This is a genomic window from Mixta sp. Marseille-Q2659 (assembly GCF_940807255.1).
Lineage (GTDB): Bacteria > Pseudomonadota > Gammaproteobacteria > Enterobacterales > Enterobacteriaceae > Mixta.
Genome location: NZ_CALNWY010000002.1, coordinates 123,626 through 142,418 on the forward strand (window position 1 = coordinate 123,626; position 18,793 = coordinate 142,418).

The following is an 18,793-nucleotide window of genomic DNA, read 5'->3' on the forward strand; positions in this document are numbered from 1 at the left end:
AAAAGGGCCGCCTGATGCGCCGTTATGCGCCACGCGTTTCTCCTGCAGAAAGCGCGATCCCGCTGAGCGATAAGCGGACAAGGTTAAATAGATATGCGGAGGCAAATTACCGACAGTAGGTCAGGCGGAACATCGGACAAGCTGACGCAGCGTTATTTTAAAAGCCAACGCAACCCCGATAAGAAATATGGCAAAGGATTGCCATCCTTTAACCTGACTATGCGAGAAAAATATGAGTACGAATCTGATCGGCGTTAATGAAGTGGGTGAAGCACAATCTATTCCACGCAGCGAAATCGAGGCCCCAATGGTTATTCTGGACAGCATCAGCACCTCAAAGGCAAATATCTCTTCTGTTGATGCCAGAGATGATAAATCAGCGGAACTTGCCGAGCTTCTGAACAGCAAAAAATATGTCACCATCGATACGAAGATTGCGTTAAATAATGAAGTAAAAACTACCCTGCCTTTCCAGCAGATTATCGGCGCGCCTGGCTGTAACTTGCTTATCGGGCCGGATATGGGAAACCGAACGGCGCTACGCATCGCTGGCAACAACTCAATCGTTGAGCGCATCCAGATGCGCAATCCGCTGGAAGTCGCGGATCGCACCATTAATACGACGCGGCAGGGCGCGCTGGCGATTGAAGCACATAATGTTACCGTCGCCCGCTCCTTTTTCGAGCAAATGCTGCACTCGGTTTATGTGCTTTCTACCGGTGAATGGTATGGATCGCTGATTGACGGCAACTTTGCGGTGGAATGCCTGGGCGCCGGCGCAGGCCCAACCGATCAAACCAGCACCTGGGGCGAAGATAAGGGCGATGCGTTTGCCGTATGGGGCGCGGGCGCTACCGTGGTAAATAACTTTGCCAGCGCCAAAGCGGGCCAGGATTGCCGCATTGCTTTCCATGCAGAGGGAATGCCGGGCAGTCGTACCAACCAAAATCCGCTGACCGATGAGGCTGATTTTATTTTTGCTAACAACAAAGCTATCGGATCCTTCCGCCGTCACTATGTGTTTGAAGGCGTTAAGCGCGGCATTATGAACGGCAACATCTCCGCTGGCGGCGCGACCTGGTGGAACGTGGCGCTGATTCAGACCAAAGACGTAACGGTTTCAAATATGCTGCTGCATGTCACGCGCACGGCGGATGACTACACCGGCCAGCACTGGAGCCCGGATCGCGCGGCGATGTTCTTTATGAACTACAGCCAGCGCAGCAAGTTTTCAAATGTCAAAGCGTTCTGGGCGCCCGATGCCGCCGTACAGGGCTTGTCCGCCAAAGATGACGGGAAAGATCCTGAGAAGCTGGGACACGTACAAAGCGTGATTGAAAACGTCGAGCTTTATATGAATCCGGCCAGCAGAAAGCGTGGCATGAATATCATGCAGCTGAAATCGCCGACCCTTAAAAATATTCATATCGAAAACTGTGCCGAACCGATTTTTGGCTTTAACTCCTCCGGCATCGCGAAAATCAGCGGGCTGAACGTCAAAAACTTTACCGGCGCGGTTTACTGTGAGGGTAACGCTACGGGCGGCATGATGATCGATGGCGCCAACCTCGATAACTCAGAGTTGGCGACGGGCGGCGCGGCGTCGGCTATCCGTTCGGTTAATACCGGTTTCACCAGCGTGAAGAATGTGAATATCACCAATGTTGATGCCCTGCTTCATATTACAAATGGTGCAAGGGTGACGCATTTGACGGCGGCTCAGAACCAGTCCATCGGCTCCGTGGCGAAAATCGCGGTGGATTATCAGACCAGCGGCACGCTGCCCGTTCAGCCTAATATCCTGAACAACATCGATATTATCGGCAGCTTTACCAAAGCATAAAACCATTAGACCTACCAAAGCGGCAGGACTCCTGCCGCTCATATCAAACGTCACGTATCACGCTAATACGACTGCCGATAAGCGACGCTCTGTCTTACAGACTGGTTGCCCATTTTCACGGCGGCAACTGGCGCCACGCTAAGCCTTTACGCAGCAGCATCCCTTCCCTCGCCTGCCATTGATAACTATTCCTTATCGCCGTATTGGCGATTTAAGAGTAATCCCGCCGCCAGCGCCGTCTATGCTTAATGTTTAAAAAACAGAGTTAGATAGCAGTCACTATTTCTTTCTTTTGAATACTGGAGGCCTGGTATGAGCAACCAAGGCGAAATATCTGAACAAAACCGTACCGGTGAGGCTGAACAAAATGAATTTGGCCAGACGTATCGGGAGCAACGAAAAGTCAGTGCAACAACGACGGCGGGCCTGCCCGGCCCGGCCTTGGGCAACAGCGAACATTTTATGACGCCGCCGCCTGAAATCCTTCCGGTGACCTTAAAAGTAAATGGCGAGCGCCAGCAGCTTAACGTTGATACCCGCACCACGCTGCTGGATGCGCTACGCGAACACCTGCATTTTACCGGCACCAAAAAAGGCTGCGACCATGGGCAGTGCGGCGCCTGTACCGTGCTGGTTGATGGCCGCAGGATCAATTCCTGCCTGACGCTCGCGGTGATGCATCAGGATGCCGAAATCACCACCATCGAAGGCCTGGGTTCGCCTGATAATCTGCATCCTGTGCAGGCGGCTTTTGTTAAACATGATGGCTACCAGTGCGGCTACTGCACCTCCGGCCAGATCTGTTCGTCCGTGGCGGCGCTGAAAGAACTGGAAGCCGGCATTCCCAGCCACGTGACGCTTGATCTGGTGTCACCGCCGGAAATGACGGACGAGGAGATCCGCGAGCGTATGAGCGGCAACATCTGCCGCTGCGGGGCGTACTCGAACATTCTTGACGCCATTAAAGACGCCGCCGGGGAGCTGAAATCATGAAAGCTTTCACTTATGAACGTGTGAAAACGCCTGCAGAAGCGGCAGCCAGCGCCCGTAAAACTGCTGGAGCAAAATTTATCGCTGGTGGCACCAATCTCCTCGATTTAATGAAGCTGGAAATTGAAAAGCCAACCCATCTTATTGACGTGAACGCTCTTGGGCTGGACAGCATCGATGCGACCGCCGAAGGCGGTTTGCGCATCGGCGCGCTGGTGCGTAACACCGATCTGGCGGCCGATGCTCGCGTGCGCCGCGACTACGCGGTTCTCTCGAGGGCGCTTCTGGCAGGCGCTTCCGGTCAGCTGCGTAATCAGGCAACAACGGCGGGTAACCTTCTTCAGCGCACGCGCTGCCCCTATTTTTACGATACCAACCAGCCCTGCAATAAGCGGCTGCCCGGTAGCGGTTGCGCCGCGCTGGAGGGATTCAGCCGCCAGCTTGCCGTGGTGGGCGCCAGTGAAGCCTGTATCGCTACGCATCCCAGCGATATGGCCGTCGCCATGCTGCTGCTGGATGCGGTGGTGGAAACCGTTAATCCAGACGGGAACGAACGAAAAATTCCGGTGGCCGACTTTTATCGCGCGCCGGGCACTACGCCGCATCTGGAAACCATCCTGCAGCCAGGCGAACTGATTACCGCGGTGACGCTGCCTCCACCAGCTGGCGGCACGCACATTTATCGCAAAGTGCGCGATCGTGCCTCTTACGCGTTCGCGCTGGTATCGGTTGCCGCCATTGTGCAACCGGATGGCACCGGACGCGTGGCGTTTGGCGGCGTCGCCCATAAACCGTGGCGGCTGGAGGAAGCGGATGCAGCGCTTCCCTACGGCGCACAGGCGGTTTATGACAAGCTGTTCGCCAGTGCGCAACCCACGCCTGAAAATGCGTTCAAGCTGTTGCTGGCGAAGCGTACGCTCGCCTCGGTGCTGACGGAAGCGAGGGCATAAAAGATGAAATTTGATAAACCGGCAGGCGAGAACCCGATTGACCAGCTGAAAGTGGTCGGCCAACCGCATAATCGTATTGATGGCCCGTTTAAAACCACCGGCCGCGCCCACTATGCCTATGAATGGCATGATGCTGTCGATAATGTGGCCTATGGCTATATCGTCAGCGCCGCGATTGCGAAGGGGCAGATCACCGAACTGGACATCAGGGCAGCGGAAAACGCGCCTGGCGTGCTGTCTGTGGTCACTGCGGATAACGCCGGGCCTTTAGGCAAAGGGGATAAAAATATCGCCACGCTGTTGGGCGGCCCGACCATTGAACATTATCAGCAGGCCATTGCGCTGGTGGTGGCTGAGACCTTTGAGCAGGCGCGCGCGGCAGCAGCCCTTGTACACGTGCAATACAGCCGTGAACCGGGCGCTTACGATCTGGCTGATGAGAAGCCCGCCGTTACCTCACCGCCCGAAGACCAGCCAGACAAAAACGTCGGCGATTTCGATGCGGCCTGGTCAACGGCGGCGGTAAAACTGGACGCCACCTACACCACGCCCGATCAGAGCCATATGGCGATGGAGCCACACGCATCGATGGCCGTCTGGGACGACGATAAGCTTACCGTCTGGACCTCAACCCAGATGGTGAACTGGTGCCAAACCGATTTGGCCAAAACGCTGCAAATACCCGCTGAAAAAGTGCGGGTGATCGCGCCCTATATCGGCGGAGGGTTTGGCAGCAAACTGTTTTTACGCAGCGATACGCTTCTGGCCGCCCTGGGCGCTCGCGCCGCAAAACGGCCGGTGAAAGTGATGCTGCCAAGGCCGGTAATTCCTAACAACACCACGCACCGTCCGGCGACGATTCAACAACTGCGCATCGGCACCGATCAAAGCGGTAAAATCACCGCCATCGCCCATGAAAGCTGGTCCGGCAATCTGCCCGGCGGTATACCAGAGACGGCAGTTCAGCAGACCGAACTGCTTTATGCAGGTGCCAATCGTCATACCGGGCTGCGGCTGGCAAAACTTGATCTGCCGGAAGGCAACGCCATGCGCGCGCCGGGTGAAGCGGCAGGAATGCTGGCGCTGGAAATCGCTATTGATGAGATAGCGGAAAAAGCGGGCCTCGATCCCGTTGAGTTTCGCATTCTCAACGATACCCAGGTCGATCCCGCCAATCCCGACCGCCCTTTCTCGCGTCGTCAACTGATTGAGTGTCTGCGCACCGGCGCGGAGCGCTTTGGCTGGCAGCGGCGTAATGCCACGCCCGCGCAGGTTCGGGACGGACGCTGGCTGGTGGGCATGGGCGTGGCGGCCGGTTTTCGCAACAATATCGTTGCCCCTTCCGGCGCGCGTGTACATCTCGACGCGACAGGGAAAGTGGTTGTCGAAACGGATATGACCGACATCGGCACCGGCAGCTACACCATTATTGCCCAGACGGCCGCTGAGATGATGGGCGTGCCGCTGGAGAAGGTCGAGGTGCGGCTGGGCGACTCAACCTTTCCGGTTTCCGCCGGCTCTGGCGGGCAATGGGGCGCCAATACCTCCACGGCGGGCGTCTATGCCGCCTGTGTAAAACTGCGCGAAGCGGTCGCGAGCAACCTCGGCTTTGATGCCAACCTGGCACAGTTTACCGACGGGAAGATCATTAGCGGTACGCGCAGCGCCCCCATCAGCGAGGCTGCGGTAAACGGCACTCTGACGGTGGAAGACACCATTGAGTTTGGCGATCTTGATAAGCAGTATCAGCAATCCACCTTCGCCGGCCATTTTGTTGAAGTCGGCGTTGATATCGCAACCGGCGAAGTCCGCGTGCGTCGTATGCTGGCGGTGTGCGCCGCTGGCCGCATTCTCAATCCGCAAACGGCGCGCAGCCAGGTGATCGGCGCGATGACCATGGGGATCGGCGCAGCGCTGATGGAGGAGCTGGCGGTCGATACGCGCCTGGGCTATTTCGTCAATCACGATATGGCGCAATATGAGGTGCCGGTTCATGCCGACATTCCTGAACAGGAGGTTATTTTCCTCGACGATACCGATCCAATGTCATCGCCGATGAAGGCCAAGGGAATAGCGGAGCTGGGGCTGTGCGGCGTCGGTGCGGCCATCGCCAATGCGATTTATAACGCAACGGGCGCCAGAGTACGCGATTATCCCATCAAGTTGGATAAGCTGCTTAGCGCGCTTCCGGTCGTTGAATAAGGAGAAGCGATGCAGCTATCAACTATCGGACTGGCCGAAGAGAGTCGGTTAACGCCTGAGCCTGCTTTTCTGACCGATGACAGCGGAGAGATCTTACGCTTTGCGGTTGAGGCATTAGCGTGCGGCATGGAAGCCGCGCTGGTGACGCTGGTGGAGATTCGCGGCGGCGCGGCGCGGCCTTTGGGCGCGCAGATGACGGTACGCGAAGATGGCCAATATTGCGGTTTCGTTTCCGGCGGCTGCGTGGAAGCCGCCGTCGCATTTGAAGCGCTACAGGCGATCGCGTCCGGTCAGGATCGCAGTGTGCAATATGGCGCAGGATCGCCCTGGTTCGATATCGCCCTGCCCTGCGGCGGCGGCATTACGCTGAGCATTCATAAATTACGCTCGGCGCAACCGCTGCTGGCGGTGTTGAACTGCCTGGAACAGCGCAGGCCGGTTGGCTTGCGCTATACGCCTCAGTCGCAGACGCTGCAAACGCTAAATACTGTTCCAAAAACAGGCTGGCATAACGAGGGTTTTGAGACGGCGTATCGCCCCTGCGTGCGGGCGATTGTTTATGGCCGCTCTGTTGAAGCGCAGGCAACCGCCGATCTTGCGCAGGCCGCAGGCTACGAGACGCACGCTTTTGAGAATGTCTCTGCGCAAAGTGCCGCGTTAATGGATGCGGATACGGCGGTAATCCTGCTCTGGCATGACCTGAACCGTGAATTGCCTGCGCTGCAGCTCGCCCTGAAGGCGAACCCTTTTTATATCGGCGCGCTCGGCAGCCATCGCACGCATTGCCAGCGTATGCAAAAGCTCAGCGAACTTGGCTGGCGCGAGGACGAGATCAATCGTATCAAGGCCCCCATCGGGCTGTTCCCGAAAGCACGAGACGCCCGATCGCTGGCGCTCTCGGTGCTGGCGGACGTGGCGGCGGCCCGCCTCATGACCGGAGAGCATTAATGCTCTCCCCTGTGGTACTTATTCTGGCGGCGGGCAAAGGGGAACGGTTTCTCGCCTCTGGCGCAACAACGCATAAGCTCGACGTACAGTTGGGCGATCGAACTGTGCTTGCGCATGTCATTCAGGCAGTAGAAGCCGCCGGTCTGGCCTGGCAGCTGATCAGACCGGAGGGCGGCACGCGCGGCATGGGTGAATCTGTTTCATTGGGCGTCAACGCCGCGCCCGACGCTTCAGGCTGGTTAATTATGCCTGCCGACCTGCCCTTAATTCAGCCCGCTTCGCTGCAACGCGTTGCCGCAGGGTTAAAAGAAAAACCGCTGGTGGTGCCTCATTATTGCCAACGTCAGGGGCATCCGGTGGGCTTTAGTCGGGCATTTAAACCTTTATTAATGGCGCTGTCGGGCGACGTGGGCGCCAGGGACATTGTGAAAGGCGCGCGACGAGATGGGAAAGTGCTGGATCTGCCGCTTGATGATGAGGGCATTGTGCAGGACATAGATACGTTAGCGGATTTAGAAAATGCAGAGCGGCGGCTGAGGATGCGTGAACATTTACCCTCCTGATGATGGCGTTCCTTCTCAAAGGCTTTGCCATTGTGTTGAGGTGGCGATGCGGGTTGCTCTCAAACCCGACGAGCAACAACCTCAATGTTTTCACGCGCGAAATGCCAAACTATACCGACTCAACCACTCACATTTTCACATGATCGATAAACGCTCTCAGCTTTGGCGCCAGGTTTTTCCTGCTGGAGAAATAGAGATAAAAACCAGGGAAAGACGGTAGCCACTCATCTAACAATGTCACCAGTTCGCCACGCGCGATATAGGGCTGAAAGGTCTCCTCCATACCAAAACTAATCCCCCCGCCTGCACACACGGTTCGGATCATGACGCCCATATCATTGGTGGTTAGCTGAGGATTAACATCCACATCAAAATCGCGTCCCCGCTCGGCAAATTCCCAGCGATAAGGCGAAACGTTGGGCCCTTTGCGCCAGCCGATACAACGGTGATGGATCAGCTCGTTTGGGTGCTGCGGCATACCATGCTGCGCAAGATAAGCGGGAGAAGCCACGGCAACCTGGCGCTGCGGGGTGGAAACCGGCACCGCAATCATATCCTGCGCGATGACCTCGCCAAGGCGCACGCCTGCATCGTAACCCTGCTCCACGATGTCGAACTCTTCATCGGTGATGGTAATGTCCAGTTCGATACAGGGATAAGCAGAGATAAAATCGGCCAGTATCTTGCCGCCAATAACTCTTTCGGCAATGGAAGATATGGCCAGCCGCAGCTGACCACGCGGCTGCGCCAGCTGGTCAGCAATTTCTGTCGCGGCGCTATTGAGCTGTTCAATCGCTGGCGCGACATCAGCATAAAGCCGCTTTCCCGCTTCAGTCAGGTTAATACTGCGTGTTGTGCGCTGCATCAGGGAAATGTTCAGCCGATCCTCCAGCCGACGCAACGTTTGGCTGATGGCCGAACGCGTCACGCCTAACCGCTCCGCCGCTATCCGAAAATTGCGCGTCTGCGCCACGATAACAAACACTTCAAGCGCGTTTTTATCAATATTCATTGTTTAGCTACCGTCACCAGTCTGTTAAGTAATGAGCGGATTATCTTTATAGTCTCGCCAACGTAAGATCACCAGCACGACATCAACAGGAGAGAAAATATGTCTCAGAAAGTGATCTTAATTACCGGCGCATCCAGCGGCATTGGTGCGGGAATCGCACGTGAACTGGCAAAAACCGATGCGGTGTTATTGCTGGGGGCCCGTCGCGAAGAGCGTTTAACCGCGCTGGCTGAGGAGCTGCGTGTTAACGGAGCAGAAGTCGGGATCCAGACGCTGGACGTAACCCGTCGTAGCTCAGTGGAACAGTTTGCTGCCTTCGCGCTGGAAAAATGGGGCCGCATCGATGTGATTATCAATAATGCCGGCATCATGCCGCTGTCGCTGATGTCCTCGCTTAAAGTGGATGAGTGGGATCAAATGATCGATGTGAATATCAAAGGGGTGCTGGGTAATGCTGCCAACTTACTGATTTAGTGTATGATGGTGATTTTAAGGTGCTTGCGTGGCTTCCATTTCCATCAGATGTCCTTCCTGCTCCGCTACTGAAGGCGTGGTGCGTAACGGCAAAAGCACTGCCGGACATCAGCGCTATCTCTGCTCTCATTGCCGTAAAACATGGCAACTACAGTTCACTTACACCGCCTCTCAGCCCGGTACGCACCAGAAAATCATTGATATGGCCATGAATGGCGTCGGATGTCGCGCCAGTGCACGCATTATGGGCGTTGGCCTCAACACGGTTTTACGTCACTTAAAAAACTCAGGCCGCAGTCGGTAACCTCGCGCATACAACCGGGCAGTGATGTGATTGTCTGCGCTGAAATGGACGAACAGTGGGGCTACGTCGGTGCTAAATCACGTCAGCGCTGGCTGTTTTACGCGTATGACAGGATACGGAGGACGGTTGTGGCGCACGTCTTCGGTGAACGCACTCTGGCCACACTGGAGCGTCTTCTGAGCCTGCTGTCGGCCTTTGAGGTCGTGGTATGGATGACGGATGGCTGGCCGCTGTACGAATCACACCTGAAGGGAAAGCTGCACGTTATCAGCAAGCGTTACACTCAGCGCATTGAGCGACATAACCTGAATCTGAGACAACATCTGGCAAGGCTGGGACGGAAGTCACTGTCGTTCTCAAAATCGGTGGAGCTGCATGACAAGGTCATCGGGCATTATCTGAACATAAAACACTATCAGTAAGTTGGAGTCATTACCCAAGAGAGGTTCTTTTACCTTCAGCGTAAATTTCTGCGCGGTACATTCTCTCTCTTTTTGCATAGCATACCCCAGTAAACCCAGTGGTATTGGCCTTGCTCAGGCTCGCATTACGGTTGTTTTGAGTTCGAGTGACTTCTCTCAGATTATCGATGCTGTTATTTTTTTTATCGCCATCGACGTGGTCGATAAATTCAGGATCAGTTCCATGATGAAGCTTCCACACGATACGATGTACGGGATAAAGAATGCCTAGTAATCTCACATGAAGATAACCATTTGGACTCTCATACCCAAGAGGCGAGCCGGCTGATATGCCACCCCTTGATTTTCTGAAAGATAAAACGCCATCTTGGTAGTCGATGATCTCTTTAAGCCATTCAACATCAGGCATCTCTCGACGCCCGTTGACAAGATCGCCCCGCGGTTTTCTTCTTTTTAATGCATCGCATACTTTGCAATATGGATGCTTACCATCTGCTCTGTTTTTGCTTGAGTGGAATTCAGTATACGGCTTCGCTTCACCGCATTTGGCGCAGACTTTCATATAAACCTCGTAGTAGGTTTCGTAGATGATGGTTGCGGCAGAGGTGTCTACGTTCACCCTTTTCGACTGGCCGGTCTAGCCGCCTGTATATTTTATCAAATTATTTAGTTGGTGGCTTCCAATCTTCCCGCTCTTTAGCGAGTTTTTGAGATAGTCCTTCGTTGTAGAGATTACCGTCATCGTCAAGCAGACAAGGCACGTTGGCACAATAACAGTTGAAAGAGTTCCCACTTTGCGAGTAGAAATCTTCCACCTCCTGCGTTGTGTAGGTTCTTCCATGCCTTGCTCGGTGCCACGCTCTTGTTGTTGGCTTTAAAGCTGATAACCAGAGAATTGCCGTGTTCAACCCAAGCCGATCATGAGCCCAATCCACTTCATTGCGCTGTGCCTGCCTTAATGCCCCGACTTGCTCTGACTGGGCGATGGTTTTTGCTTTGGACATCGATACGTCCAATCGCTTACTAACGATTGATGCAGTTTCCCTTGGTGAGACTCCTCTACCAATCGACTCGGCAATCACATTAGCTAAATCAGTCCTGGCGCTATCTGAAATGCCCTTCCAGTCGCTATATGTAGATACATAAGCAGATGCTATTTGGTTCTGATATGCAGGGCTACTAAGTAGCTGCTGGAGCGTTGTTTGGCTCGCGTATAACGGAGACTGAGCGGAGAGATTTGTAAAGGCATTCAACGTTCCGCGCTGATATTCAGCGGCTATGTAATCTAGCGCCCAAATATCCTGACCATGCCCTTCGAGTAGATAGTCATCAAGTATGCGCTGCACATTTTCAAGTAAGTCGGCTAGTTGCGCGGCGGTCATATCGTATATGTACACACCGGCATTGACTTGATAAAGGGTTCCCGGCTGATTTCCTTCTCGAGAAAGTATGTAGCCATAAAGGGAGTTGTTACTACGCTCCCTTCCCAACAATCGAATATCAAAAAGTTTTTTAAGCGCCACTTTAATGCTGTGATACCGCCCTTCAATATCACGATACATTTGATTAACTTGGCGATATGACTGTGTTGGTTCCGATTTATTACGCGGTATTATCGGGCTTCCCGGTCGTTGTCGGTTGTTCAATTGGGTCACCTGTCAGCGGGTCTGTCGTTGCGGCTCCGGCTGGCTCCTCTGGTTCACTGAATGGCTCCAGCTCGCCCACAGCACGTATCTCGTTAGGTTCGATTGCCGGTGTGCCGTATGCCTGCTGGGTTTTCTGAGCCACGTCAGCAAGCGCCTGCATGTTGGCAATCTTCTCTTTCTCGCTTGGCGCCAGAAGGTCAGACCATGCCAGTGTTACCTCTCCGGATGAAGGAGCTTCAATGACACCGACCGTCCACATGCGCTCAATTACTGCTTTCACGAATGAGGTCATAAACCCGAACCGGCGTCCGTTACATCGCTTAGCCCAGTCAGCCTTATCCTCATCAGATGCCAGTCGTCCGGTCTGCTGACCGAACAAGATAGTAAATGGAATCTGGATTGAGGCGGCGAATTCGTTAGCTGTAACAGTCCAGGTTGGCGAGGGGTCAGCTGGAGCCACCGAAAGCACAGAGGCTTGTCCAGCCTGCATAACCAGAGCCGAATCAGTACCGCTATTCATGCGCCTGATTTTATCGTTCAGCGCGTCACCTAAATCTTTAAACCCTGCCTCTTTGGCCTGGCTCATTAACGTCTGGAGGTCAGTCTCTTTATCAAAAGCTATACCAAGCTGGCGGCTGGCGTTCTTCAGGAAGCCTTCAGCGCTACCACCTGACACTTTCTCAAGGTCGAGCAGTTTGTTATAGCCTGCACGTAACAGCGGAACACCTGCGAGAATGTTCTCATCTTCAGAGCCTTCACTAAGAATGATGATTCGCTCAGGGTGAACATCAATGCTGCGCACCGGGCCGTATGTGCCATCGTCGCCAATGGGCTGCTCGTTGAATTTGTACTTCACTGGCTGGCCGTAGGTTTCTGACAGAGTGTCAGTATCAAAGTTACCAGGCTTAACCTGTGCCTCCCATGCCGGGATAAATCGCACGATGGCCTTGTCTTTAAGGCGACCTACAACATTGCGATCAACTGGCTCCCACCACGGCCTACCATCACGAAACTGAATCAGCAGAGCCGAATAACGACCAACCAGATTTCGACGGTCAGCGTCTTTCAGCTTCGGCCAGTGTCGGTTGAGAAACTTGGTTACTGAGGCTTCCCATTGGTTTGTTTCATCCGCCTCCTGATTCTCATCGCCATCGATGATGGTAGGACGATCAGCCCAGCAGGAATCGAGCAGCTTATGCACCGCAGCATGCGCTACAGCGTTTCGTTCATAGGCTCGGTAGTAACGGTCGAACTCGAGATTATCCGGGTAACCGAACTCATCCCAAAGCTTCGTCCGCTTCGTGTTGCCAGGCTGACCGGCATACAGCATGCGCTGCCGCCCTATCGCATCAGCAAGGGCGTTCACGAGGAATGAGACCTCGTTATTGTTATCACTCACTGTTGCTCCTTAGAAGAAGATTGCGCCTTTGGATTTGCGTTTGATGTATCCATCAAGGCCATAACGAGCCGCATCCCAACAGTGGTTGTGCTTGTCTTCAATTACAGGAAGCACTTCTCCGGTATTGCGATCGGTTTTGTAGGAATAGAGTCGAGCCTCTTTGGCGGTCTCTTTGCAGCGAGGATGAATCACAATCTGCTTAAATCCTCGCAGGCAAGTAATGCCGTCCTCAACGCTGCCCTGCCACTTCTGAGCAGCGGAGATGTTGAAGCCCTGTGATTTGACATGGCTGATGGTTTCCGGCCGCGAGTTATCCGCTTTTATTGGCCACTTACGAGACTGAGGAATCCCGGGATACTTAGCCTCATCGGTAACTTTCCAATCCTGCATTTGTTTGGCCGAGGCATCTTCTTTTCCAGCATAGAACTTCCACATGTCGTCAAGCTCGACACCGGAGCCATAGGCCTCATACTCTATATAGAGCGAGTTATCGAGGATAAACATTCGCAGTAGCGTGCTTGGGTCTTTAGCAAAACCAAAGTCAGCGCCAAACAGCAGCCTTTCAGCTTTCTGCCACAGGTCACTTTCGAAGTCCTGCACCACATACCGGCCAGCCAGCACCTGCTTATCCGAGTTTTCCAGATAAGCCCCCTCCCAAATCCACGCATAATCGGCGTAATCGAGAGTGGCCAAGTCCTCCTGTCGCTCTTCCTCCAGAACATCCGGGAACCATGGATTATCGCCATAGTTCATCTCGACTATCATCGAGTTTTTGGGTGGGTTCTTTCTGAATCGCTTATCAGTAGCGCTGCCGTCTTTTTCTGGGTTCCACGTCACCCAGATTTCTGAGCCACTTTCACGGACTGTTGGCCGGAGCTTCTTCCATGCCGTGTCCGATACCGATTCAGCCTCATCTACCCAAGCAACGAGGATTCTTGCCTTTGATTTGATGCTGTCGAGGTTGTGGCGCAAGCCACAGAAGACGTAGCTAACATTCCGGTTTTTGGTGCGTATGTACTTTTCACCAATATCGAAATAGTCATCCAGCCATGGCACTGAACGTATCGCCTGCTTGATTTCCTCCATTGAGGATTCTTCAAGCGAGTTCATATACTCACGAGCGCACAGTATCACCCCGCTCAGGCCGTTCTCAGCCGCCTCATAGGCCTTAACTGCGCTCATTAGTGCAAATGTTCGAGTTTTGGCTGAGCCGCGCCCACCGTATGCGCCGCGATATCGAATGCCGGGAGTTGCAAATACGGGGACTAACTTTGCGGGGATAGGTAGGTCAACTTGGCTTTCCATTCGTTGGCTCTACCCCTACCAGTCTGATTGTTGTTGGCCTTGTGGCCATGCTGCCATCAGATGACTTGTTATCAACTTCCTGCTTCTCGGCGTAACCATGCTTGGCAAGGAGTAGCTTGGCAATCGTGGCGTTATAGTCTCCCTTTAGCCCGCCATTCAGTAGCTTATTCTCCTGCAGAGACAGAATCCCTTCTACGATGTCCGAAAAGCCATCTTCTGACTTATCCTCTCCGGCCCATTTATAGATGGATGACCGCGCCACGCCAAGATAACAGGCAAGCCCTGCCACGCTGGGAACTACGTCACCAATGGTCTCATAGCCGCCCAGCAAATATTCTCTCGCTTTCTCTTTCGATTCGGCGAGTTTACTTGGGCGGCCGATTTCATTTTTACTTTCTTCGGTCGCCATAATCATTCCTTACTCTGTTTTTTCTTCAGCCGAATCTGTTTCATCGGCCGGCGCTGATTGTTCGGCTTCAGTCTCAGGCTTGGGTTCAGGCTCGACCTCTTTAACCGGCTCAGGAACGTACTCCATCTTCAGCACGTCATCAGGCGCCAGATATACCCAGGCACCATCTTCACGAGCAACGCCGATGAAGCCGTTAACGATTTCAGGTTGTGACCGGTTCATCAGGCCTTCATGCGTCTCGCCTGATTTGGTGGTTACTGTAATGCGGTAGGTGTCAGCCATGTTAGCTCCAATAAAAAACCGCCCTGGGGGCGGTTATCTTTTTATATTTTCGAATGTTGCATCAACCATTTGCTTCCCAAAGTCTCCCATGTCTTTATACATGGCCCTAAGAAAGGCAAGTGTGTTTGCTGCTGGCCCTTCAAAAGTCCATATGCAATCAAAAAATTTGTTATTCAACAAATTAAAGGTATCTGTTCCTGAATAGACAAGCTTGCATCTTCTAAAAGTGCAACTTTCAAAGCTTATTCCGTCCAGTGAAATGGTTTGCTCGTTAAAGTTACTAGATTTGATGATTTTCATGGCCACGTAATCCCCGATGATGCTTTAGATCCTTCAGCCACATTACCAATCATTTTAGCGTTAGCTTGAATATAGCTGTCGTCGTTATTGTAGTCACTTGGGGCATACAGAGCGACCGCATTAAAGTTTAAGGTTAAAAAAAACATCGCCACTAAGCCCGCAGGGAATAACATTAGAAACCATAAATACAAATTTTGCTGGGCTGGGTTTAAAAATGGCAGCACAAAATTAGCTGATATCTCTACTATACCGGCGAATATGCCTATGATGGTAAGTGGGTTTTTTATGTGGCTTATGGCTGACATGACTCACACCTCCGTTTTTAAGGTGCAATAGTAACATTTTAATAGTCAAAATCATCATCAGGCGCTCTGGTTAGAAAGCGCCTTGTGATGCTTACTCATCAGTAACTGCTTCAATGCTGAAGGCGCGGATTCTGCTCAGTGGCAGGCCGTAGGTGTTTAGTCCCTTCCTGATAATCAGAAATCCATCTTTAATCTCTGGATCTGGATGGTTTTGCCAACCAAGCTCTTCCGGTGGCAATCCGGCTTCATGACCTTCATGCAGAAGCACGACAACTTTGAAGCCCTTAATGGTTTTCATCATGCTGCTCCCTGCAGATTTGCCGCCGCCAGAAGGCCAGCAATCCACTGAATGCCTTTCGGCGTGAACTTCACTTGGGTGAATGCGTGTCCGTTATGCTGGTTCTCGCCTGTTTTCACAGTAAATCGCCCGGCATCAAGATGCTGAGCATAAGGGGTTAGCTTTCCAGCAAGCCTATACATGACACCCTGCTCTATCAGGAATAGTCGGAAGTCTGTTTCTTTGACCTTCAGCAGCTTCGCAGCCTCACGGAAACCCATTGAGCCAGATGCTTCGACATAGTGATCGACAAATTCAGCCTTGGGTGCCGCGATTGCTAACTTGCTTTCCAGTTGAGCCTTTTGCTCAGCCAGGTCGGCAGCAAGGCGCAGTGCTTCTGGTAATGACTGCGGTATCTGCGGTCCATGCATCACTTTAAGCTTGGCAAGAACAGCGCGGCGGACGGCTTTCGACTCCCTCATCCCTACCAGCATCATCTGGTCAAAATCGAGATCGTAATAAGCTGTTTGAGTGTGGTTACTGTTTAACCGGAATTTTTTTCCGGTTCCGTCCAACTCCAACTCATCCTCAATTTTTGCCAAGAACTTACGTGGCTCGTGAGGGGTTTCGCCGGCTTCGACACGGGCCGGGTTAATGATGTTATTCAGAAAGTCCAAACTACTCATGGACACTTCACGTTCTACCGAGATCATCTCTTTCATTGCGTGTACCTTTTAGTGAATAAGCCTCGTTGCCCAGATAACCGCCCACAGAGAAGCCGCCGCTTATAACGGTTATCTCCGAGGCTGATTCCTGAAAGGCTCTGTGTTGTTAAATACGCCGGGCATGGCGCGGGGTTGCTGCAGGTATAAAAAAGCCCGACCGAAGTCAGGCCCTGCTTTGTTTACTGGAATGTTGCGACGGTGACGCCTTTTTCATTGCAGACGTAAGCCACCTCGCCTTCGTCCAAGAGCATTTCATCATCACCGCCTGACCAGCCACGGAAGAAAATCATTCGCGATTCACGAACGAAACTCACGTCACCGGTTGCCTGTAAAACTGAAATGTCGTTGTCTTTGTTGATCGTCTTGATAGTTAGCATTGTTGTTTCTCTTGGTTGTGGTAAAAAAAAGCCCCGCATAGCGAGGCTGATGTTGCTCTGTTACTTAGGGTGAATCTTCTTGGGGGTTGTCACTGCTTGCCGCAAACTTTGTCCCACAGCTCGTTATGGGTGTTGATCGCCCTTACGGTGCGGATATCCATCAGGTCAGCGTCCTTACCGTGGGTGTAGATGGGACTGAACAGTGTGCAGCTGGAGTCGGTGACGATGTATTCAGTCGTCGGTGTGGTATTTCGAGTTACGCAACCGGTCGCGAGCAGCGTCATCACTGAGAGTAGCGTTGCTCTGCTGAACTTCTTTAGCGGTCTGGATGTTGTGGGATTCCACATCTGATTTAGCCTCTGCCTGACGTTGTACCCTCTCAGCTTCAGCCACATCACCTTTTGCCTGAGTCTCGGTTTTTGCTACCTTCTTACCGCTGAAGTAGCTGGCGAGAATCGCAGCAACAACAGCCAGACCGGCCAGAATGTAATTCCAGCCGCCAGCGAACAGGTTAACGAGAGTGTTCATGGCTGCTTGTCCAGTTGCTGCTTCTTCTCAACCAGGCGTTTCTGCCGGATGAACTGAGAAACAATACCCAGCGCGACCAACAGATAACTCACGTACTGAGCGATGTTTACCGGCAGCATCGATTTGAGGTCAGGGGGTAGCATGTTCCATGCAGTGATAATCGCATCAGGCGCCGACGCCAGATAAACGCCGAGTGCAGCACCGATACCACTGAGCCATACCGACCATGCGCGGAACAGCAGACGGGCATGGCTGACAAATTCGACCGATGTGTGTTTACGGATGAGCAGCACAGCAACAATGACAGCGGCCACAACGCACAGGAATATCAGGATGCTCATATCAGCCCCTTATACACATCGTAATCACCGGAGCGCATTACAGCCGCGTGACGCTTCGCACGATTGGGCGTTTGACGCGCCCACAGGCTGTTAAGCATGCCATTGGCAGCCGCATCAAAATCACCGTTGGAAATCATGACCAGCGTGTTTTTGAAGCCTGCCAGACCTGCAACTCCGAGCTGATACCCCATCGAGTAGAGGATATCTGCCCGCGCCGGGTTACATTGCTGCAACGCTGCGTAGATAGCCGGATTGCTGCGACACTGGTTGATGGTTGAATCAACGAAAGATTGAAGCCATACATCACCAACCTTGCGGGGAACGGTGAAGGTGTAGTTGCTAAGACTGGCACCCTTGGGCCCAATCTTGATGCCACAGGCGACAGTTGGATAGCCTTCCGTATCGATGTAGGGCTTCTCTCGATAGCCTTCCTCGTACGAAAGTATCTGGATAATCTGGCTCACTTGCTTTCCTCCCTAACCGCTTCTTTCACTTCCGTAGCGGTTTGCTGAGGAAGCTGGTCAACCTTCTTTTTCAACTCTTCTACTTTCACATCACGCTGATTTGCCTTCTGGGCATATTCGGCGCGAGCTATGAAATAACCGGAAGAAACGCCACCCAGATAGATACCAAATGATGTGGCGAAGATAGCCAGCCACATTTGCCAGGTGATTACGGTTCCTTCGGGGGTTTTCTGAATGCTCATCTAGGAACCCCCAGTGAGTTCTGAAGCTCAGTGAATTTCTGAACGAGATTGCCGTAGGACTCACGCATTTCGTTCATGCTCTTCATGAGGTTCATGTTTGATGTGGTGAGGTCTTTCACCTCTTGCTTCAGGAGACCGTTTTCTCTTTCAAGTCGCTCCTGTGAACTTTCAATGATTTGTAACGTCGCCTGCGTTTCCGCAATGGTCTTCCAGTACTGGCGGATCGTCTCATCCTTGGCGGTGTTGTCTGCCCGTAATTCCTCATTTGTCTTTTCGAGGCGGGCAATGTACTTCTCCTGACGCTCCAGCATGTCTATCTGCTGGTTGTCATTTGCGTTCTTGGCTCTGTTACTAACCCAGTAGCGACTAAATGCCAGCCAGCCATTAAGGCCAACCGATACCGCGCCGCCGAATCCGATAAGAGCCTCTTTTGTGATGAAATCAGTTATAGCCATAAGCCGTCTCCGGCGGTGCCAGAGGTCTCC

At 53.0% G+C, this 18,793-nt stretch carries 24 protein-coding genes and 1 pseudogene; 8 read left to right on the forward strand and 17 right to left on the reverse strand.

The window, feature by feature from the left end; translation table 11 throughout:
• Positions 1 to 232 precede the first annotated feature (232 nt).
• The 6 genes from P3C52_RS02435 (at position 233) to P3C52_RS02460 (ending at position 7,496) form a co-directional block, all read left to right on the forward strand.
• A complete protein-coding gene (locus tag P3C52_RS02435) occupies positions 233 to 1,843 on the forward strand; it encodes a hypothetical protein (RefSeq protein ID WP_275553638.1) in 1,611 nt (536 codons plus the stop codon).
• 312 nt (positions 1,844 to 2,155) lie between these two features.
• Positions 2,156 to 2,836 (forward strand): aldehyde dehydrogenase iron-sulfur subunit PaoA, encoded by a 681-nt coding sequence (gene paoA, locus P3C52_RS02440; protein ID WP_275553639.1) that lies wholly within the window; start codon positions 2,156 to 2,158, stop codon positions 2,834 to 2,836.
• On the forward strand, positions 2,833 to 3,783 hold the full coding sequence (locus P3C52_RS02445; RefSeq protein WP_275553640.1) for a xanthine dehydrogenase family protein subunit M: 951 nt from the start codon (positions 2,833 to 2,835) through the stop codon (positions 3,781 to 3,783). Before paoA ends, P3C52_RS02445 begins: the two co-directional genes overlap by 4 nt.
• A 3-nt stretch (positions 3,784 to 3,786) precedes the next feature.
• Positions 3,787 to 5,985: an aldehyde oxidoreductase molybdenum-binding subunit PaoC gene (paoC, locus tag P3C52_RS02450; RefSeq protein ID WP_275553641.1), complete on the forward strand. Its 2,199-nt coding sequence runs from the start codon at positions 3,787 to 3,789 to the stop codon at positions 5,983 to 5,985.
• 9 nt (positions 5,986 to 5,994) lie between these two features.
• Positions 5,995 to 6,933: an XdhC family protein gene (locus P3C52_RS02455; protein WP_275553642.1), complete on the forward strand. Its 939-nt coding sequence runs from the start codon at positions 5,995 to 5,997 to the stop codon at positions 6,931 to 6,933.
• Positions 6,933 to 7,496, forward strand: a complete 564-nt coding sequence (locus P3C52_RS02460) for a nucleotidyltransferase family protein (RefSeq protein WP_275553643.1) — start codon at positions 6,933 to 6,935, stop codon at positions 7,494 to 7,496. Before P3C52_RS02455 ends, P3C52_RS02460 begins: the two co-directional genes overlap by 1 nt.
• 127 nt (positions 7,497 to 7,623) lie before the next feature.
• Here P3C52_RS02460 and P3C52_RS02465 read toward each other — a convergent pair whose 3' ends face one another.
• Positions 7,624 to 8,508, reverse strand: coding sequence for a LysR family transcriptional regulator (locus tag P3C52_RS02465; protein WP_275553644.1), 885 nt, complete (start codon positions 8,506 to 8,508; stop codon positions 7,624 to 7,626).
• Between the two features lie 99 nt (positions 8,509 to 8,607).
• Between P3C52_RS02465 and P3C52_RS02470 the strand changes: the two are divergent.
• Both P3C52_RS02470 and P3C52_RS02475 read left to right on the forward strand, forming a co-directional pair.
• Positions 8,608 to 8,955 (forward strand): annotated as a pseudogene (locus P3C52_RS02470) (SDR family NAD(P)-dependent oxidoreductase); the annotation flags it as partial.
• A gap of 55 nt (positions 8,956 to 9,010) precedes the next feature.
• A protein-coding gene (locus P3C52_RS02475) for an IS1 family transposase (protein WP_275553408.1) occupies positions 9,011 to 9,708 on the forward strand; the annotation gives its coding sequence in 2 pieces (ribosomal slippage) (positions 9,011 to 9,260 and positions 9,260 to 9,708; 699 coding nt in all).
• Positions 9,709 to 9,718: 10 nt separating this feature from the next.
• Here the strand turns inward: P3C52_RS02475 and P3C52_RS02480 are convergent.
• The 16 genes from P3C52_RS02480 to P3C52_RS02555 all read right to left on the reverse strand — a co-directional run bounded on the left by P3C52_RS02480 (position 9,719) and on the right by P3C52_RS02555 (position 18,763).
• Complete coding sequence (locus tag P3C52_RS02480) at positions 9,719 to 10,327, reverse strand: HNH endonuclease signature motif containing protein (RefSeq protein ID WP_275553645.1); 609 nt, start codon at positions 10,325 to 10,327, stop codon at positions 9,719 to 9,721.
• Positions 10,328 to 10,370: 43 nt separating this feature from the next.
• Positions 10,371 to 11,270, reverse strand: coding sequence for a phage minor head protein (locus P3C52_RS02485; RefSeq protein ID WP_275553646.1), 900 nt, complete (start codon positions 11,268 to 11,270; stop codon positions 10,371 to 10,373).
• Positions 11,271 to 11,310: 40 nt separating this feature from the next.
• Positions 11,311 to 12,753: a phage portal protein gene (locus tag P3C52_RS02490; protein WP_275553647.1), complete on the reverse strand. Its 1,443-nt coding sequence runs from the start codon at positions 12,751 to 12,753 to the stop codon at positions 11,311 to 11,313.
• 9 nt (positions 12,754 to 12,762) lie between these two features.
• Positions 12,763 to 14,058, reverse strand: a complete 1,296-nt coding sequence (locus tag P3C52_RS02495; RefSeq protein WP_275553648.1) for a PBSX family phage terminase large subunit — start codon at positions 14,056 to 14,058, stop codon at positions 12,763 to 12,765.
• A complete protein-coding gene (locus P3C52_RS02500; RefSeq protein WP_275553649.1) occupies positions 14,042 to 14,467 on the reverse strand; it encodes a DNA-packaging protein in 426 nt (141 codons plus the stop codon). Before P3C52_RS02500 ends, P3C52_RS02495 begins: the two co-directional genes overlap by 17 nt.
• Before the next feature lie 9 nt (positions 14,468 to 14,476).
• Positions 14,477 to 14,749: a hypothetical protein gene (locus P3C52_RS02505; protein ID WP_275553650.1), complete on the reverse strand. Its 273-nt coding sequence runs from the start codon at positions 14,747 to 14,749 to the stop codon at positions 14,477 to 14,479.
• 33 nt (positions 14,750 to 14,782) lie between these two features.
• On the reverse strand, positions 14,783 to 15,049 hold the full coding sequence (locus tag P3C52_RS02510) for a hypothetical protein (RefSeq protein WP_275553651.1): 267 nt from the start codon (positions 15,047 to 15,049) through the stop codon (positions 14,783 to 14,785).
• Positions 15,046 to 15,354, reverse strand: a complete 309-nt coding sequence (locus P3C52_RS02515; protein ID WP_275553652.1) for a hypothetical protein — start codon at positions 15,352 to 15,354, stop codon at positions 15,046 to 15,048. Before P3C52_RS02515 ends, P3C52_RS02510 begins: the two co-directional genes overlap by 4 nt.
• Positions 15,355 to 15,445: 91 nt before the next feature.
• Positions 15,446 to 15,655, reverse strand: a complete 210-nt coding sequence (locus P3C52_RS02520) for a hypothetical protein (protein WP_275553653.1) — start codon at positions 15,653 to 15,655, stop codon at positions 15,446 to 15,448.
• Complete coding sequence (locus P3C52_RS02525; protein ID WP_275553654.1) at positions 15,652 to 16,353, reverse strand: phage antirepressor KilAC domain-containing protein; 702 nt, start codon at positions 16,351 to 16,353, stop codon at positions 15,652 to 15,654. Before P3C52_RS02525 ends, P3C52_RS02520 begins: the two co-directional genes overlap by 4 nt.
• A 182-nt stretch (positions 16,354 to 16,535) precedes the next feature.
• Complete coding sequence (locus P3C52_RS02530; RefSeq protein WP_145055753.1) at positions 16,536 to 16,733, reverse strand: hypothetical protein; 198 nt, start codon at positions 16,731 to 16,733, stop codon at positions 16,536 to 16,538.
• A 231-nt stretch (positions 16,734 to 16,964) separates the two neighbouring features.
• Positions 16,965 to 17,261, reverse strand: a complete 297-nt coding sequence (locus tag P3C52_RS02535; protein ID WP_275553655.1) for a hypothetical protein — start codon at positions 17,259 to 17,261, stop codon at positions 16,965 to 16,967.
• Positions 17,258 to 17,602: a hypothetical protein gene (locus P3C52_RS02540; protein ID WP_275553656.1), complete on the reverse strand. Its 345-nt coding sequence runs from the start codon at positions 17,600 to 17,602 to the stop codon at positions 17,258 to 17,260. Before P3C52_RS02540 ends, P3C52_RS02535 begins: the two co-directional genes overlap by 4 nt.
• Positions 17,599 to 18,066 (reverse strand): glycoside hydrolase family protein, encoded by a 468-nt coding sequence (locus P3C52_RS02545; protein ID WP_275553657.1) that lies wholly within the window; start codon positions 18,064 to 18,066, stop codon positions 17,599 to 17,601. The genes P3C52_RS02540 and P3C52_RS02545 overlap by 4 nt, the downstream gene beginning before the upstream one ends.
• Entirely contained in the window at positions 18,063 to 18,308 is a 246-nt protein-coding gene (locus P3C52_RS02550; protein ID WP_275553658.1) for a hypothetical protein, read from the reverse strand. Before P3C52_RS02550 ends, P3C52_RS02545 begins: the two co-directional genes overlap by 4 nt.
• Positions 18,305 to 18,763, reverse strand: coding sequence for a hypothetical protein (locus P3C52_RS02555; RefSeq protein WP_275553659.1), 459 nt, complete (start codon positions 18,761 to 18,763; stop codon positions 18,305 to 18,307). The genes P3C52_RS02550 and P3C52_RS02555 overlap by 4 nt, the downstream gene beginning before the upstream one ends.
• Between the last annotated feature and the right edge of the window lie 30 nt (positions 18,764 to 18,793).